The following is a 16156-nucleotide window of genomic DNA, read 5'->3' on the forward strand; positions in this document are numbered from 1 at the left end:
CCCTAGGCGCCGTCATGAATTAGCGGCTATGGTAGGAAAGCGGTAAGCGAAACGACTGTACGCTCTGAAAGGATTCTGGGCGTTTCCCGTTATTGCGGAAGGGAAGACTATGCAGCAGCTACCAGTGGACGAAACCATCCGAGCGGCATTGAAGAAGACTCATGCGCGCTTGCACCGCCAACATGAGCTCGTGGTCGAGTTTGGCGTAATGTCCCTGAAGGCTGCGGACTTGGATCTGTTGCTGACCCGTGCATGTGAAGTAGTCGCTGAAGGGATGAGCACTCGTTTTTCCAAGGTGCTCCAGCCAGCAGAGGACGGGGAAGGGGAAGGGTTTGTTCTGACCCACGGCGTTGGCTGGGATGCTTCTGACATCGGGCGGGCAACCGTGGGCGGCGATGTGGCTAGTCCCGCAGGCTATGCATTGGCCACCTACAGGCCCGTACTCTCGAATCATTTGGGTATGGAAAACCGCTTTCGAACGCCGGAACTGCTGAAAAAATATGGAATCGAGCGGGCCATCAATGTCCCGATCCGGGGTTTGCTCAGCCCGTTTGGTGTACTGGAAGCCGACAGCAGCAACGGGGACGATTTTGTAGAGAGCGATCTGGTATTTCTGGAAGGCATCTCGAACGTCATTTCCATGGCTGTCGAAAGAATATCTGCAGGCGTGGATGTTCCAGTTCCCGACCCTTATTCCGAGACCATTCTGAACGCAAGCCCTGACTGGGTGGATATCTTGGCCCCGAACGGCGAGATCGAGTTCATGAATGAAGCCGGGCTGACATTCCTGGATACCCAACTGACCACTGTTAAAGGTCAGCGATGGTATGACTTGTGGCCTGAGGAGTCGCGATCATTTGTTTGGGAGGCGGTAGCTAAAGTCAGCGCTGGCGAAACCATGAGGTTCGAATCGTACTGCCCAATCGCTCCCGATGAACCCAAATGGTGGGACGTGACGGTGGCGCCGATCCTCGGAGCGGACGGCAAGGTCGAGCGAATGATTGCCGTATCGCGAGATATCACCGAGCGTCATCAATATGAGGCTCAATTGCTGTCGCTCATCGAGGCTCAGAATAGCAAGCAGAACCGAAGCGACCTCTATCTCGAAGAGATCCACCATCGCGTCAAGAACAGCCTTCACCTGGTAAACACACTGCTGTTGCTACAGGCCAATCTCACGCCCGATGCAGCGGTTAAATTGCAGCTTGAAACCGCTGCAGGCCGAGTAGTGACCATTGCCACGGTTCACGAGCGGCTGTACCAGGCTGCCGAAGATCAAGAACTTCGTGCGCGTGATTACCTCACTGCTCTGTTGGGGGATCTGGGCAGAGCCTTAGCCGAGCGCAAAATTGTGCTGGACGCTGACGAGTTCGTATTGCCTTCAGAAAGAATGGCGCCCCTGGGACTGGTAATTTCTGAACTGATCACCAATGCCCTCAAGTATGGTAAGGGCAACATTGAGGTGGCCGTCAAGCATGCCGGCGACCATGCGCTACTCACCGTCAGGGATGAGGGCGACGGCTTCCCTGATAATTATCCAAAGCCGACAGGTACGGGGCTTGGCATGCGATTGGTCAAAAGCTATTCCGGTTACGGTAGCGCGGCAGTGGAGGTTGATCGGCAGGATAGTAAAAGCTGTATCCATGTACGCTTCAAACTTTAGGCGCGCCTGCACACACCGATGGCACTTAGCCAAATGCGTATGGTCGTAATGAGGCTGATTCGAGACCTGGGATCATCATTGGAGGAGTAGGGTATGCGTAACTGGGGATGGCTGATGACTGCGGTAGGTTACGCTGGGCTTTCAGGAATGTTAGCCATAATCGGCGTTGCGGTTTCAGGGTTTCACAACCTCACTAGCGAGATGCTAGGGGTGAGCCTGTTGCTAGCGGCAGCGTCATTGGCGCTGGTGTTCGTTGGTGGTCGTCTTCGAGCGAGAGGCAAACCCTTGTTGCCCATTTCGCTGTCTTCTTAACACCGCTTTCATTTTCTCTAAAAGTGGCCAGAGTGCCATGCACCCCGGCCTGGCTCATTTCAAGTTAACGGTTCTCGCTACCGCGACCGCCGCCGTGGCTGTTTTGCCCGCCTTTACGGCCAGCCTCCGAGGCACGCTCACGGTCGTTGGCAAAGTTGCCGCCTGAGCTCTGCCCGCCTTTACGGCCAGCCTCCGAGGCACGCTCACGGTCGTTGGCAAAGTTGCCGCCTGAGCTCTGCCCGCCTTTGCGACCTGCCTCCGACGCTTTCTCGCGATCATTGGCAAAATTGCCAGGATTGTTCTGAGCAGTACCACCTTGATGGCCACGATTGGTTTGGTTGTTAGCCATGATCTTTCACCTCATGTCGTCACACAGGAAAGTCTGTGTTCAACTCGGACGTCCTGGGGCGGGGTGTTTACTCAGTGGGTTTTGGCCAAGGCCGACGGGTTGCGCGAAAGAACCGGTGCAGGCGTGTGTGGCGTCCTTAAGCTTTGTTCGCGAACGTTTGGGAAAGATCAAGCTTGGCAGACGCCGACCTCCCACCCCCGTCGGCGTGGTTCAGCTGAGCGCAGAGCAGTTCCTGGAGCTGGGTTATTGGCCACGGCTTAGGAAGGAACTCCGCACCTGGCGGCAACACTCTCCCTGCAAATTCGTAGTATCCGCTCATGACAATGATGCGCGTCTGAGGTTTTTGCTGGCTTGCCATCCAGGCAAGATCAACCCCATTGAGTAAACCAGGCGTTTGTACATCCGTTATCAGCAGCGTCCAATCTTGCTTCCTCAACGCCTCATTACCGTCATCGGCAGTCGCCACCGCTGTCACCATGGCCCCCCATTCTTCCAGGTACAGGGTCAAAAGCTCTCGAATCATGGGTTCGTCCTCAACGATGAGAACAGTTGGGCGAATTATCTTCGCAGCGGAAAGCAGCTCTTTCATATGTGTACTCGGACATGCGGCTGCAGGAAGGGAGGGACATCCAGGTCTGCTTGCTTTCTTCCAGCAAGACGTAGCAGCGCGCCATCACTACGACATCGCTAGCGTTCAAGAAATTCACTCCAGCTTGAGTCAGTGCCATACATTCCCATCCGTGAGCGGATCTATAACGGGGGCGACCATCTGGACGCATCCATGCCGCTGACACCGCCCTACTGAACCTCTGCAATCTGCGTGACTCAACCCTCCATCAGCGTATGAGGCCTCCTGATGCGAACGCTCGAGAAAAACCTGTCTGCCGCCCAATTGCTGAAGCTCAATTGTTTGGCGGTTTGGTATCGGATGCTTGAAGACAGGGCATTGCGCATGGACTCGCCTGACGACTATCACGAGGAACTGCTTCGCCAGGCCGATGAGATGGATCGTCGAGGGATTATCTGCTGGCAGGAATGGCGCGATCTTCGTCTGGAGGCTGACGTTGCTTACCTGAGAGCGGTAGCAGGGGAGGACTATCACCCGGTTAAACCCACGAGCTCGTCAGCAGAGTAGGGATCGAACGTGATCTCGCAATGAAACCACGCTCATTCCTCTGTAAGCAGATCTTCTCTATCTATCCCTGCGTCGTGAATGTGTGAGTGTAAAACCCACAAGGATTCCCAGCGCCGCTGCGCCGATCAGCAGGGGCGTTTTATCTTTTGGCTTCCTCCAACCTCCTTCGATACCCCTCCCGCCACTTGGAGGCTCAAAGAGGTTGCCTGATGATGCTTCGGCTATGGGGCTGCGATTTATCCCCCAGCGCGACAGCCTTCCTGACAACAGAGGCAGGCCTGGTATCAGGTAGCTGGCCAAATGCGCGAGGCGCGCCGCAGCGCCAACCGTGGTGTGAGCACGAGGCGAGATTGCGCAGGCCACCATAGCCTTCGCCACCATTTCGGGATCGTATATGGGGCCTGGTGGTGTCAGCGCGTGCCCTGTGTAGTTGCCGCCGTCTCGGAAGCCAGGTGTGTCCATGACTGCTGGATAGATATCGCAGACATGGATGTTGGGATATTCAGTCAGCTCGCCTCGCAATGCCTCGGTCAGTCCACGTAAGCCGAATTTGCTCGCCGAATAAGCGGCGGCGTAGGGCTGGGCCACCCAGCTGCCCAGCGACAGCGTGTTGATGAGCGTGCCGTTACCCTGAGCCTTGAAGTAGGGAAGGGCGACGTAGGCACCTCGCAGGTAACCGATCAGGTCAGTCTGGATGACCTGCTCGTGCGCCTCCAACGGCGTTTCTTCGAAATTGCCGACCGCGCCGACCCCGGCATTGTTGACCCAGATATCGATCCGTCCATGTCCAAAGTCTGCGGCCTGAACGGCAAGCGCTTGAACCTGGTCGCTGTGGGTAACGTCGGTCGTGATCGCTATGGCGTCCGTACCGCAATCGGTGCATTCATCCAGTACGTCGAACAACGCCTCTTCGTCGCGTGCGGCGAGTACCAGGCGAGCACCTTTGCACGCAAAGGCATGCGCGGCTGCTCGGCCTATGCCGCTGGATGCGCCGGTGATGACCACGACCTTGCCGCGCAGAGGCCCTTTGAGCGGAGCGCCACGGACAGGCGCTTCTCGTTGCGCACCCGAGGCGCTGGGGTCAAGGGGGGCAACGGTTTCGCTGGCCTCGATCCGCGAGAGCTCAAGAGAGGTGCCATCGATCAGGGTCAACGTCAGCCCTTCCACCGTGCCTGCCTCCCGGTTTGGAAATACGGGCTCACCTTCGGCATCCAGGCTGTCGTAGATGAAGCGCGTACCTTCGAGCCAGCCCACGGCGGTGAGAAGCTCAGGGCCGAGATAATACTTCCCGTCTTGAAAGAAGCCGGGGAACTGATGAGCGCGCTCCACGTTTTCCACGCGATAGCGTTTGCCTGATTTCATGCCTGTCGCTTGATTGATCATGTTGAAACCCCTGTAAGTGGAGCTCGGAAATGTCAGCCTTTGCTGTGCTCATCGGAAGTGGGCCCGGTGCCTCGCTTGATGCCTCGCGGGCCGGCAACGCCCCAGATACCCAGGCCAACCAGCGGTAGCGCGAGTATCAGCAGAGCCCAGGCCGCTTTGACTGCATCTGACTTGTCGCTTCTGAAGACGCTGACGATGGCCCACAGATCGATCAGTAAAAGGATTGCCGCGACGGCAATCCAGAAGTAGCTGGCGATACCGTTCATGTGCTTGACTCCTCTACACGAAGTCAGGGCCCAAGGCGCCCGCTGCCGCGCCTGGCACGAGGATGACCTTGCGACAGTTGTCCTGCTTCTGATCGAACATTTTGTAGCCCATGGCCGCTTCTTCGAGGGCCAGGCGGTGGGTGACGATCAGCTCTGGTTGCAGGCGTCCTGCCTCGATGTGTTCAAGAAGTTCAGGCAAATATTTCTGCACATGGGTCTGGCCCATCTTGAAGGTAAGGCCTTTGTCGAAGGCATCGCCGAACATGAACGCGTGGATGAAGCCGGCGTACACACCGGGGACGCTGACAACGCCACCACGACGCACTGCAGCAATGCTCTGGCGCAGCGCCTTGCCGCTGCTGCCTTCGATCTTCAGCGCCGTCATTACCGTTTCGGCAGTGCTGCCTTTGGCCTCGAATCCGACCGCATCGATCACCGCATCGACCCCGCGCATGCCTGGAGTCTGACGGATGATGCTGTCGGCTGGATCGTCGTCCTGCTCGAAGTTGATGGGTATGACGCCGTAAGCCTCGCGGGCGTAAGCCAGGCGGTAGCCGTTGTCATCGACCATGAAGATGGTCTGGGCACCGAGCATTCGCGCACAGGCGGCGCTCAGCAAGCCCACCGGCCCGGCGCCGTAGATCGCCACCGATGACCCTTGGCCTATTTCGGCATTGATGACCGCCTGCCACGCGGTCGGCAGGATGTCCGAGAGAAACAGTACCTTGTCATCGGCCAGCTCGGTGGGCACTTTGAACGGGCCGACGTTGCCCTTGGGCACCCTCACGTAATCCGCCTGGCCGCCAGGGATACCGCCATAGAGATGGCTATATCCAAACAGCGCGGCGCCTGGGGGAATCCCCTTCTTGTTGATGATCGCACCACGACCTGTGTTGGTGGTTTCACAGGCAGCAAACAGATCGTGCTGACAGAAGAAGCAACTGCCGCAAGCGATCACAAAGGGAATCACTACGCGGTCGCCGATCTGCAGATTGGTGACGGCACTGCCAGTATCTTCGACGATGCCCATGAACTCATGGCCGAAGATATCACCCGCTTCGGTTTCTGGAATTTTGCCTCGGTAGAGGTGCAGGTCAGAGCCACAAATGGCCGTGGCGGTGACCCTGAGGATGATGTCGTCTTCGTGCTCGATGATGGGATCGGGGACGTTATCGACCCTGACGTCGTGTGCTCCGTGGTAGGTGAGCGCTCTCATGAGGGTAAGCTCCTGCAGGCGTTTTTCCGTGGTAGGTATGCAGGGGAAGCCAGGACAGATGGCAAAGTTCAGCCCAACAAGTCCGGTGGTACTTAAAACTCATTCTCGACGCCACCATTTCAAGCTGAACATTCCTGATCACACCGGTATCGAACGATCTGAGCCCGTGCCACAAGAGCCAGGCCGATTAAACGAGGGGCGGGGCGATGGACGACACGATGTTGGCATTCATGGTGTTCGCTGCCTCACGACCTGAAGTGCTTGAGCAGGTACAAGCGCTTACAGAAGCGGAGGCATTGGAGGCTGGCGAAGCACTCCCGGATCTGCGTGAAACCATGGCCGTTCAGATCCTCACTGCTGAAGCCAAGGCTCAGCGCAAAACCCTGGCCACGCTCGTTGAGGTGATTTTGGGCAAGGTCGTCATCGAGCCCGATACGGCCACCAATCCCGGTGCCTCCAGCCTTGAAAAATACAACCTGAATCGCCCCGGGTTTCGTGGAGGCCGTTTCGTTTAAGTCAGGCCGCAATGGCCTGACCTGCTTGTTGCTGGTGGAAGTTTGCCTCAGCCTCCGCAGGCGGGATATAGCCGATTGAGCTCAGCAACCGCTGGTGGTTGTACCAGTGCACCCATTTCAAGGTCGCCATCTCAACAGCCTCGCGGCTCTTCCACGACTGGCGGTAGATCAGCTCGGCCTTGTACAGCCCGTTGATAGTCTCAGCCAGGGCGTTGTCATAGCTGTCGCCCTTGCTGCCAACTGAAGGTTCAATGCCGGCCTCTGCCAGTCGCTCGGTATAGCGGATCGAGACGTACTGGCTGCCACGGTCGCTGTGATGGATCAGGCCACCCGTACGATGTGGCTGGCGGGCATACAGGGCTTGCTCCAGGGCATCCAGCACGAAGTCGGTCTTCATGCTGGTACTGACTCGCCAGCCGACGATACGGCGTGCAAAGACGTCGATCACGAACGCCACATACAGCCAGCCCTGCCAGGTCGACACATACGTGAAGTCCGATACCCACAGCTGATTTGGGCGGTCGGCATGGAATTGGCGCTGCACGCGATCCAGCAGGCAGAGCGACTTGTCGCCGGCCACCGTTGTGCGCAGGATCTGGCCGCGCCTGATGCCCTGCAATCCAGCCCGACGCATCAACCGCTCTACCGTACATCTGGCCGCCTCGATACCTTCTCGCCTGAGTTGCTTCCAGACTTTCACTGCGCCATAGCACTGCATGTTGGTGTCCCACACCCGCTGGACTTCCAGGGTCAACGCGTCATCACGCTTAGCACGGCAGCAGCGTAGTGCCGGGTTGCGTTGCTGTGCCGCGTGCCTGCGGTAACCGGACGGGGCGATTTGCAAGACACGGTAAATCGACTCGACCCCGAGACGGTCACGATGCTGATCGACGAATGCCCTCAGGACTTGGTGCGGCGGTCGAGCTCCGCCTGGGCAAAATACGCACTGGCCAGGCGCAGGATCTCGTTGGCTTTGCGCAGCTCGCGATTCTCTCGCTCCAGGGCCTTGATGCGCTCACGCTCTTCACTAGTCTGACCGGGGCGCTGCCCCACATCTGTCTGCTGGCGACGAATCCAGCCATGCAGGGTTTGCGCGGCACAGCCAATCTTCGGGGCAATGGCCTCAATGGCCGCCCACTCGGAGGGGTAGTCATTCAGGTGTTCCAGAAACATGCGCACGGCACGTTCACGGACTTCAGGGGAGCAGGTCGTAGTCTTTCTCATGGCCTCATCTTCTCAAGAGTTGAGGCCTCCACGAAACCCGGGGCTATTCAGAATAGATTGTCTGCGATGATGTCATTAAGCTATGATCGTGAAATTACTTATCAAATACGCTAGAGGATCCCTTTGAGGATATTGATCCCTTTGAGGATATTTAGTGCTTTCATTGTCTGAGCCAGTGTGAATGAATAAGCCGGTTAAATTTCTAAAATTTCTTTGGTCGCCTCCGCAGTCTGTCGAGATGCTTATCTGGATGGTTGTGCCATTACTTTTGTTCTTCCGTCAGACATATGTTTACGGGTACAGAGCTATTGATTATTCTCTTCAGGAAAATTTTGGATTAATTATTGTTTCTACGCTATTTATCCTTTTTCCAATATTCTTTAGGCAAATATTCTCAAGCTTTCCTTTGGAGTTTTTGCTGAAAGGTAAGGCTTTCCATCAGGCATCTGCCAGTCTAGAACATAATGTCCCACCAAGGGTTGGGGATGGTTTAGACGGTAGCCATGCAAAGCGTTCTCGCGTTGCAAGCGGAGCGGATCTCCTGTTTGATCAGGCTGAAAATTCCCGCAATTTGGCCAGAAGCATTTATGGGCGTGCTGGCGTATATCTACTTCTCGGTATATTGGTGGCATTTTCCGGCCTTGCTTTTTTCTATATCCAGACGCCCGTTTTAAATGAGCCGGGTCAGCTGATCGATAAGCTGCTGCTTTTGGCGCCAAAGTTCGGGATACTATTCTTTATTGAGTTTGTTGCTTTCTTTTTCTTGAGGCAGTATCGATCGGCTATGGATGAGTTTAGGTATTACGAGTCGATCGCAAGAAGGCGGGAGGAAGTCAGCGCGCTGCTCATACTCTCAGCTGAATCCGAGCCGAAGATCAATTTGATGGAGCTTCTGAAAAGCGACTGCTATTTCTCAAAGATTTCCGCACTTGAGAAAGATCAGTCTACAGAGATCCTTGAAGCCAGAAAGCTGGAGAAGGGTGAACTTGAGCTCTTGGAAAAAGTCGTAGATACGCTTGCTAAAGTTAAGCGCTGAGGATAAATAGGCTGCCATTCCTTTTGGCGATTCCAGGTTCTCGGAAGGGCGGCGTCACCCCATCGGCATTCGTGTAGAGGCTACATGCTGATAGGTGGCGCATCCAAGTGTCTGCTTTCGTAGCATCCCTATCAGCGCAACCCCTGTGATCTTATTCAGATTGGGCGATGTCCATCCAACAACTCTTGCCCTTGGCGAACCACAGATGCAACGGTCTCAATGGTTGAATTCAGATTTTGGGCCTCTTCCGGCATTCTAAGACTAAGGTAAGTGTCCCGAATTACCGATACTCGGATAAGGATTTCCTTAAGCATATTGTTGTAGAGTCTTATCTGTAGCCAGAAAAAATTAAGATTTTTTTCTTTATATAGCTGCGAAAGCTGATATTGCATTGTTCCAAACCTTCGGAAAAGGCCAGGCTCCTTTTCAAGCTCGTCGTCGATATAGTCGCCAGGATCTTCAATTTGCCTAAGTTGATGTATGAGGAGTTTGCTGCTGTATCGATGCGGGTTGTTTATTGATTCTATTTTGTAGAATTCAAGATAACCGCTGCTCTGCATGAATTCAGATATTTGTTGGTCGTACTCTGGGTGAGCAAGCAGGAAGCTGTTGACATCATCAAGCGCTTGGATATCCCATTTTTTAGCCAGTTCCTCATTCTCACCTACTAGATGTCTGACCTTGCCTAGCCAGTCATAGGTTTGCCGCTGATGCGTCTGGTTTGGATCCTCCGTCATCGCGAAGGTAACCTCTGCTTCGCTAGCAGGCCTAACCACCCCTGGAACGGGCTCAAAGGCTTGACACAGCGAGAGTTGTCTCGGAGTGCAGAACGCGGGATTTCTCAAATTGATGAGATTGAAGTTTGCGTGTTCAAAGGACTTAGCTACCAAGCGAGAACAGAACTGTCGTTCACTTTCCTTGTGCCGCAGTAGCGATCTCGCTCTTACCGTGATTGCCTCATTGACCGAGTAAAGACTTCCAACCTTCGATTGTGCATAGTCGCATATAGCGTTTACCTCTTCTTCGGAAAGTGGCCGTTTGGCGCGTAGTACAAGAATATCAGTTGCTTTGTCAAAGATCAGGCGCTGTGGACTTTTGGAAAACACACCATCGAGAGTAGCTTCGATTGTGGTTCCTCCGATGTAAAGGGCAGCATGAGAGTATCTGCTTGCGGTGGCGGCTCGGATCCCCAGACTGGTGAGGCTCTTATCACCGGTCAGAAGGATATCGGCACGGCGGAGCAGTGAACGCTCTAGGATGAATTTATTGGAAGACATCGAAAGTCCTTCTTCTAGTTCTCAAATATGATTTTAATTGAGGGGTAGTGACGAAGGCCACGATTGGCATTTCTGCCGCCTGCGGCTCATCGGCGCCTAGTCCTGGTATGGCCGGAGACATGGTGCGATCTCACCGCCACGGGGCCATTGCGGGTGTTTCGGATGTGACCGCTTCGAACGTGTCCACTGACATGCTGAAAGATCGGCCAATCGGGCAGGAATGACAGCCCCTGTGTGTGGTGCCTGTAAACCTCAGGCATGTATTTCTTCAGGTACTCCTCCAGCGAGTCCTCTGCCACCTCGAAGTTGTAGACCCGCCAGTAGGCCTCGACCAGGTCTCGGTTTCGACGAAGGTAGTAGCGCTCGAGCCATCCTGGGTTATCCGTCTCGTATTCGTATTTTGCCAAGGCAGCAGCGTCGCTCAGCGATGCCTTGAAGCCCTCCTTCCAAGCCAGGAGCAGCATCAGGAGCACGCCTACGACGGCCATGTGATCTTTGTCGTAGATGAAGAAGTAGACGGCTGCCGGCGAAGCAAATCCGAATGCCAGCCAGCCAATAAGAGTGAAGGGAAAGAACAGGATCGGAGCAATGAGCAGGACAACCGCGGAGACGAACCAGGCTCCGAGAACGCCCGACAGCTTGAGCCAAATGTTCGGCATGAGTTCCCTCTGATCAACCAGTTCTGAGCCTGAAGGCCTAAACGAGCGTTACGAAGTGATGGCTATATGGTGGCAGGTCGATGGTAGCCTAACGGCTGACTAGCAAGGAATACGTGAACGATTTAGGGCGCTTTTTAGGTGCAGGAATGGCGGTTTGGAAGCGGGATGATAACGGGGGAGGCGACGTGTACGAGGGGGTGAAATGAGTACTTATATTCCAGAAACGAAAACCCCGGCTCGAGGCCGGGGCGGGTGTTTCGTGGTCTTTGCAAGGAGTCGTAAGCTTTCGCTCATTGGAGCTCAATGCCAACCGTTTCTCAATCCTACGAGCGGTTGACACTGATGTCAACCCCCTTTATACAGGCACCTGGCCAGTAGGAAGCCGAGCATGCCTCACACCATCCAGTATAGACCCCAGCTGATCGACCACCTCATCAGCTCTCACCGAATCGCCAGTTACAGCAAGGTATTTTCGACCAGCAATGACGCTGAGCTAGTGGGGGCCTACCTGTGGAACTCGCACGTTTGTGGGGTTCTCTACCCCCTGCTCAGCGCGGCGGAGGTCACGTTACGGAACTCGATTGACACCGCCCTGACGGCTGATCTTGGGAAATTTTGGTGGAAGGCAAAGACGCTTAAGTACAAGAGCTTTACTCCCGGAGGCCAGGTGCCCGATGCGGTCGCGAAACTGACTAAAAATTTCGGGTCAGCCTTCAACACCGCCTGGTACGAGCGCAAAAGCCGGCAGGTCAGTGGGCAGCCAGACCACCAAGAGGTCGTATCCAAAACGGAATTTTCCACGTGGGAATTCGTTCTGGACAACGAATATATGGGTAACAACCTTATCTGGCCGAAGAATCTTGGGCGGGTTTTCAAGGGCCAGTGGCCAACGAGTCAGGCGAGCGCCATGCTGGCCGGGTGCAAGGATCAGGTTGCGCCGGTACGGAAGTTCCGAAATCGAGTGTTCCACCACGAACCCGCTTGGAAGCGCTTCAACGTCAATGATGAACACCAAGCAGTGGCCCACCTGCACGAGAAAATCAGCAAAATCACTGAGCTGATCTCATGGATTTCGCCCGAAAAGATCGACCTTCTAGAGAGATCCGGGGTGATCCGAACGGCCTACCGTGCCTGCTCCGTGGCCGAAATCGAACGGTTCAAGTACCAGTCCAAGACGAGCACGGTCAACAGCATGGTCAAGCTCATCAAGGTTGCAGAGGCTGCAAGCGCTGGAAATGAGGTTATGAAAATCGCGTTATATGGAAAGCGGAAGGCGGTCTATACCCTTCAGGCTGACTGATAGGTGTTCTGCTGGCCGCCTCCGAGTCCTGCCCGCCCTCCCGGTATCAACCAGGCCAGCGGGCATCATCCTTCAGCTCTCTGTGGAGCTACGCCGACTGCTCTGGCACAGGTTTCAAGTTCAGCTGGGCTTCAAAGATCAGCAGGTCACTTTCTTCGTTCCGTCTCATCAGCCCGATTACATGGGAGCTGACCTCGATCTCACCATTCGCATTCATGCGCACATACCGAGGGTATCGATCAAGCAACAGTTCGGATAATCCGCGACTATACCCCTCGCGAATCAATTTGATTTTTGATTCATCGTCGGTACCGTACTTCACTCGCTTGTAGAAGCTAGGCTCTACGGCGCCCACTCCATTGAGGATCTCAAGGAATCTGAAGATTTTGTTGTCAAAAAAGTCGTCTTCGTCTTTGAGCCTTACGATTGCGAGATTGACTCGTTCTACGTCGTTCTTTCGTGAAATTCTTACATAGTGAGCACTATGGCTATTTTTGTACTTGGTGTCGCCCCAGCTGGACACGTATACATAGTCAGTGCCTTTCGTTTGGGGGAGATCTTCCCAGTATTTTAACGTGTGTCTGATGATTTGTTTTGTAGTGCGTTTTTTTAGTTTCCAATCCAGGAACATTGCGTAAAAGTCCAACGCTGCCTGATTTTTTAGGCGCAGCATGTCGCTATTTTTTGTTCCTGCATGAAACTTTTCGATGAAGCAAGTCTTGATGTCGGTTAAGAGCCGGTCGGCGGTATTGATTGGCCCATTCGCCTCGAGTGATAGGCTAATGGCTTCGTCCACGTCTTCTTCTGAGGCAAATACGTCGATTTCGCTGACGCTGTTGGCGATCATTAAGCGGCCAACCTCTGTCTTTACATATTTGCATTCTTCGCCAGTGACAACGCCTGGCTGAAGGTTTTCAAGCCTTGATACCGCGTCCTTGTGGCGTAGGGCGGCCTTGTCATCACTTATGTCAGCTGCTTCGAGGAGAACATTGTTGACCGTGTCTTCGTCTTCTTTCGAGACGTTTACGGAATTTTCGTAGAACGTCTTGAGGTTCGCTCTCTTGTGGGTGTATTCATCAACACCCAAAAGGTAAATGCTGGATTCAAGCTTTTGCAGCGCAGAACCCGCCTTGGGGTCAAATACCTCACTAAATCTGTTTACCCGACCAATCAAATTTTTGAACTGTGATGACGTCAGGTTTCCTATTCCTTTGGAGTAGTCAAATATAAACAGTCGCTCGATTGGTAAATTTACTCCTTCAAGCAACGTTGAGTTGCATACCAGGTATTTCATCGCCTTGGACTTATTGAACAGATTTTCAAGATAAAGACGGATGGTATCTGGGATTGAACCGTGATGGTACATCACACCCTTTCGTAGGCAAGCGATGAGCCGATAGCGCTTGTCGAACGTTTCCTCGAGTTCGTCGCAAGCTGTTTGAACCAGTGGGCATTCAATGTTTGGCAAGCTCTCGGCTAGTTCGAGCGCAAATTGCTCGATCCGTTTTTTCGTGTTTCCGTAGATAATGTTCTTGGCAAGGGATTCATTTTTAATAAGGTCAAAGCAGTTCTTGTGCTTGCGATCTAAGTCAATCCAGTGGTTAAGGAAATGATCATAGAGCTTAAGCTTTCCATCATCCTTTCCGGTTCTGAAGTCCCTAACAAGGAAACGCTCGGATTTTATATACTCATCAATCCTGAATCCCTTCGGTGTCATGTCCAAGTAGCGAACACGAACATTAAGCTCATTGCAAAGGAATGGAGTTAGAAACTTGAAGGAAGTGTCGGGGTTGCGAGCTCCCAAAATACATAGCATCGTGGCCAATAGTTCGTTGCGGCTATCGCCCTGGAGGAGGTTGTGCGCCTCGTCCACGAACACCATGTCGAATTTTAAATAACTATGCTCGTTAAGCATGCGATTCAGTCGTTCTTGAGTCAGTACAAAAACGCGGCAGTTTCGCTCAGGAGAATACATCTCGGGGTGCGTGATGACTTTGCCCATGTCGTTGATGTCAGCATAAATCAACCGCTTTTTTGTCTGAGCCAGTAAGGCTTTTGAGGGTACAAGAATGAGTACACGTTTTTCAGGGTTGTCTCTAACGGACTTAATGATCAGCTCTGATTTGCCGTAAGAGGTCGGAGCTACTACAACTGATGAATTTTCATACTCAGCTTGTACGAAAGTTCTCAAGGTGTCCTGCTGCTCTGTAAGCACCATCTCTTGATCGCGGAAGGTATCTACGTAGCTACTTACGATGTTCTGGATAAAAGAGTTGCTCAGCCGTTCATCTTGCTCAAACGACTTTCCGATAACGGCAGAAACTGGGAGAAGCCCGCTGTTCACGGCTACGTCGTAAAGAGGCTCGTATCGGCCAGTAAGGTTTCCATAAAGCAGGGTGATTCGATAACCTAGGCGCTTAATTTCTGCCGCGCTGTGATTAAGTAGTAATACAGCGATAGCGAGAAGTTTTACAGTTTCCCCATCGGACATTTCATGACCGCGCAGAAGGTTCATGTAAATGTCTTTGAAACGGGTTTTTGCTAACTCCTTGATGGTGAGCTCTTGCATTTAGCATCCTGCCTCTGTGCGAAGGAAGTCTTCTAGCTTCTGAAGCGTTCCTTTCTGAAGCGATAGCACTAGAACGGTTTTGAATATCGGGTTGGCTATCAGCTTGTTTGTGAAATGTTCGACTGTCTTCTCTTCTACTTTTCGCGTCGCATCGTTGAATAGCGCAGATACCAGAACGACATTGTTGTCTGAGGCAACAGCAGTGTTCAGGTAGGCGTTGTCACCCTCTAGACCTAGAATCTCAAGAACTGATTCTTTGTAGCCTTTACTTTCATTGATTGATTTCTGGGCGGCATTGATCGCGTTGTGCCAATGGTTCGTCTCGGCCTCGGCAAGTCGGCCCTTTAAGTCATCTCGAGCCTTGGCCAGCAATGCGCTAGTAGCTGCGCAAGAGGTTCTTGTGCCTGCTCCGCCCGACTTTACCTCGGTGATCCACACTTCATTCGAAGCGGATTCGTACAGGACGAGGTCAAAGCCTTTCCTGATGTGTTTTTCTTCCATGTTGAAGAGCGGGGAAATGACATCGAAGCTATCGAGCTTTTTAAGAATGATCACGTGTGCCAGGAGTTCTCCAAGCATACCAATTCGCGTCTTATCTTCTTTAGTCGAATAGCGATCCCAGAATGATTTGAGGGTGGCTGCATACTTGAACATGATTGAGCTGCGGCTGGCGAGATCGGCGCCATGGCAGATACGCGTTAGGTTGTCTCGTATCGTGGTCTTTAGCTCATCAGAAAAGTTTTCAACACAGCACACTGCGTACTGACCGGTTTGCTTGAAAATTACGCCATCCATAACACGATCTTTCCAAAGGGGCCGCAGCCTTTGCTTTCCCCATCGCCGTAGGCGACAGGACTCGAGGATCTGGCAGAAGAATCAGCTCCCCGGTGAGCGTCTGCGCTCGCGATCAGAGAGGCAATTCACGGCAATCAATGCCATGGAGGCACTGTGCCATTTAGTAGGAAGTATAGCGAGAGGTGTCTTTCACACCCCGAGATTTTCCCGCTCCCAAACTTAGCGTGGATTACCGTTTTAGGGTGAGGGGCGCGGGGTGTCAATCGTTGTGGAGCTGGATGCAGTCTGCGCACATTTTGGCTGTCAATATGTCCTCAAAATACCTGCAGAAGCGTCAATCCAGGGCGAATCCATTGACAGTCAATCACCGTCAATGGGTATGCGGGAGAAACCCAGGTTTTCTGCTGGTTTGAGCGTGTCAATCTATGCATCGCAGTTGCGATGCGGGGCATTATTG

15 protein-coding genes and 1 other annotated feature are annotated in these 16156 nt (G+C 53.4%); of the genes, 5 read left to right on the forward strand and 10 right to left on the reverse strand.

Going from position 1 to position 16156, the window contains the following annotated elements; translation table 11 throughout:
• The first annotated feature begins 109 nt into the window (after window positions 1-109).
• Window positions 110-1663: a sensor histidine kinase gene (locus PM2_RS26015; protein WP_028697816.1), complete on the forward strand. Its 1554-nt coding sequence runs from the start codon at window positions 110-112 to the stop codon at window positions 1661-1663.
• A gap of 376 nt (window positions 1664-2039) precedes the next feature.
• Here PM2_RS26015 and PM2_RS26020 read toward each other — a convergent pair whose 3' ends face one another.
• Together PM2_RS26020 and PM2_RS26025 are read right to left on the reverse strand one after the other, a co-directional pair.
• Window positions 2040-2324, reverse strand: coding sequence for a con-10 family general stress protein (locus PM2_RS26020; protein ID WP_028699941.1), 285 nt, complete (start codon window positions 2322-2324; stop codon window positions 2040-2042).
• A gap of 136 nt (window positions 2325-2460) precedes the next feature.
• Window positions 2461-2913: a response regulator gene (locus tag PM2_RS26025; protein ID WP_009681427.1), complete on the reverse strand. Its 453-nt coding sequence runs from the start codon at window positions 2911-2913 to the stop codon at window positions 2461-2463.
• 267 nt (window positions 2914-3180) lie between these two features.
• On the opposite strand from PM2_RS26025, the gene PM2_RS26030 reads away from it, so the two are divergent.
• Window positions 3181-3459, forward strand: a complete 279-nt coding sequence (locus PM2_RS26030) for a hypothetical protein (RefSeq protein ID WP_028697813.1) — start codon at window positions 3181-3183, stop codon at window positions 3457-3459.
• A gap of 57 nt (window positions 3460-3516) precedes the next feature.
• Here the strand turns inward: PM2_RS26030 and PM2_RS26035 are convergent, their stop codons facing one another.
• Genes PM2_RS26035 through PM2_RS26045 form a run of 3 tightly spaced genes read right to left on the reverse strand, consistent with a single transcriptional unit; the run spans window position 3517 to window position 6324 of the window.
• Window positions 3517-4842, reverse strand: a complete 1326-nt coding sequence (locus PM2_RS26035; RefSeq protein ID WP_028699940.1) for an SDR family oxidoreductase — start codon at window positions 4840-4842, stop codon at window positions 3517-3519.
• A gap of 32 nt (window positions 4843-4874) precedes the next feature.
• Entirely contained in the window at window positions 4875-5108 is a 234-nt protein-coding gene (locus tag PM2_RS26040; RefSeq protein ID WP_028697811.1) for a PLDc N-terminal domain-containing protein, read from the reverse strand.
• Window positions 5109-5121: 13 nt separating this feature from the next.
• The gene (locus PM2_RS26045) at window positions 5122-6324 is read right to left on the reverse strand and encodes a zinc-dependent alcohol dehydrogenase (protein WP_028697810.1); all 1203 of its coding nucleotides are present in this window, start codon (window positions 6322-6324) and stop codon (window positions 5122-5124) included.
• A gap of 206 nt (window positions 6325-6530) precedes the next feature.
• Here PM2_RS26045 and PM2_RS26050 point away from each other — a divergent pair, with 206 nt between their 5' ends.
• A complete protein-coding gene (locus PM2_RS26050) occupies window positions 6531-6839 on the forward strand; it encodes a hypothetical protein (RefSeq protein ID WP_028699939.1) in 309 nt (102 codons plus the stop codon).
• A 1-nt stretch (window position 6840) separates the two neighbouring features.
• Here PM2_RS26050 and PM2_RS30375 read toward each other — a convergent pair.
• Window positions 6841-8063 (reverse strand): IS3 family transposase gene (locus PM2_RS30375; RefSeq protein WP_154670344.1). Its coding sequence is split into 2 segments (ribosomal slippage): window positions 6841-7778 and window positions 7778-8063, totalling 1224 coding nucleotides; the frame shifts between segments, so codons are not numbered across the junction.
• Window positions 7669-7785, reverse strand: a sequence feature (AL1L pseudoknot). Its footprint overlaps the gene before it by 117 nt.
• Window positions 8064-8244: 181 nt before the next feature.
• Between PM2_RS30375 and PM2_RS29570 the strand changes: the two genes are divergently transcribed.
• On the forward strand, window positions 8245-9099 hold the full coding sequence (locus tag PM2_RS29570) for a hypothetical protein (protein ID WP_049275214.1): 855 nt from the start codon (window positions 8245-8247) through the stop codon (window positions 9097-9099).
• 155 nt (window positions 9100-9254) lie between these two features.
• On the opposite strand, the gene PM2_RS26070 is transcribed toward PM2_RS29570, so the two are convergent.
• Together PM2_RS26070 and PM2_RS26075 are read right to left on the reverse strand one after the other, a co-directional pair.
• Window positions 9255-10376, reverse strand: a complete 1122-nt coding sequence (locus tag PM2_RS26070) for a YiiX/YebB-like N1pC/P60 family cysteine hydrolase (RefSeq protein ID WP_028699936.1) — start codon at window positions 10374-10376, stop codon at window positions 9255-9257.
• 86 nt (window positions 10377-10462) lie between these two features.
• Window positions 10463-11035: a hypothetical protein gene (locus PM2_RS26075; RefSeq protein ID WP_028699935.1), complete on the reverse strand. Its 573-nt coding sequence runs from the start codon at window positions 11033-11035 to the stop codon at window positions 10463-10465.
• 388 nt (window positions 11036-11423) lie between these two features.
• On the opposite strand from PM2_RS26075, the gene PM2_RS26080 reads away from it, so the two are divergent.
• Window positions 11424-12335, forward strand: a complete 912-nt coding sequence (locus tag PM2_RS26080; RefSeq protein WP_028699934.1) for a CAAX amino protease — start codon at window positions 11424-11426, stop codon at window positions 12333-12335.
• 88 nt (window positions 12336-12423) lie between these two features.
• Here PM2_RS26080 and PM2_RS26085 read toward each other — a convergent pair whose 3' ends face one another.
• On the reverse strand, window positions 12424-14904 hold the full coding sequence (locus tag PM2_RS26085; protein WP_028699933.1) for a DEAD/DEAH box helicase: 2481 nt from the start codon (window positions 14902-14904) through the stop codon (window positions 12424-12426).
• Window positions 14905-15699 carry a Hachiman antiphage defense system protein HamA gene (locus PM2_RS26090; RefSeq protein ID WP_028699932.1) on the reverse strand — a complete coding sequence of 265 codons (795 nt, stop codon included), beginning with the start codon at window positions 15697-15699 and terminating at the stop codon, window positions 14905-14907.
• Window positions 15700-16156 lie beyond the last annotated feature (457 nt).

This window comes from Pseudomonas monteilii NBRC 103158 = DSM 14164, from assembly GCF_000730605.1.
GTDB classification, from domain to species: Bacteria; Pseudomonadota; Gammaproteobacteria; order Pseudomonadales; family Pseudomonadaceae; genus Aquipseudomonas; species Aquipseudomonas monteilii.

What these genes read in the sequence shown, in the direction of transcription:
- PM2_RS26015 (WP_028697816.1), top strand. Translation starts at nt 110, where the DNA reads ATGCAGCAGCTACCAGTGGACGAAACCATCCGAGCGGCATTGAAGAAG.
- PM2_RS26020 (WP_028699941.1), bottom strand. Translation starts at nt 2,324, where the DNA reads ATGGCTAACAACCAAACCAATCGTGGCCATCAAGGTGGTACTGCTCAG.
- PM2_RS26025 (WP_009681427.1), bottom strand. Translation starts at nt 2,913, where the DNA reads ATGAAAGAGCTGCTTTCCGCTGCGAAGATAATTCGCCCAACTGTTCTC.
- PM2_RS26030 (WP_028697813.1), top strand. Translation starts at nt 3,181, where the DNA reads ATGCGAACGCTCGAGAAAAACCTGTCTGCCGCCCAATTGCTGAAGCTC.
- PM2_RS26035 (WP_028699940.1), bottom strand. Translation starts at nt 4,842, where the DNA reads ATGATCAATCAAGCGACAGGCATGAAATCAGGCAAACGCTATCGCGTG.
- PM2_RS26040 (WP_028697811.1), bottom strand. Translation starts at nt 5,108, where the DNA reads ATGAACGGTATCGCCAGCTACTTCTGGATTGCCGTCGCGGCAATCCTT.
- PM2_RS26045 (WP_028697810.1), bottom strand. Translation starts at nt 6,324, where the DNA reads ATGAGAGCGCTCACCTACCACGGAGCACACGACGTCAGGGTCGATAAC.
- PM2_RS26050 (WP_028699939.1), top strand. Translation starts at nt 6,531, where the DNA reads ATGGACGACACGATGTTGGCATTCATGGTGTTCGCTGCCTCACGACCT.
- PM2_RS29570 (WP_049275214.1), top strand. Translation starts at nt 8,245, where the DNA reads ATGAATAAGCCGGTTAAATTTCTAAAATTTCTTTGGTCGCCTCCGCAG.
- PM2_RS26070 (WP_028699936.1), bottom strand. Translation starts at nt 10,376, where the DNA reads ATGTCTTCCAATAAATTCATCCTAGAGCGTTCACTGCTCCGCCGTGCC.
- PM2_RS26075 (WP_028699935.1), bottom strand. Translation starts at nt 11,035, where the DNA reads ATGCCGAACATTTGGCTCAAGCTGTCGGGCGTTCTCGGAGCCTGGTTC.
- PM2_RS26080 (WP_028699934.1), top strand. Translation starts at nt 11,424, where the DNA reads ATGCCTCACACCATCCAGTATAGACCCCAGCTGATCGACCACCTCATC.
- PM2_RS26085 (WP_028699933.1), bottom strand. Translation starts at nt 14,904, where the DNA reads ATGCAAGAGCTCACCATCAAGGAGTTAGCAAAAACCCGTTTCAAAGAC.
- PM2_RS26090 (WP_028699932.1), bottom strand. Translation starts at nt 15,699, where the DNA reads ATGGATGGCGTAATTTTCAAGCAAACCGGTCAGTACGCAGTGTGCTGT.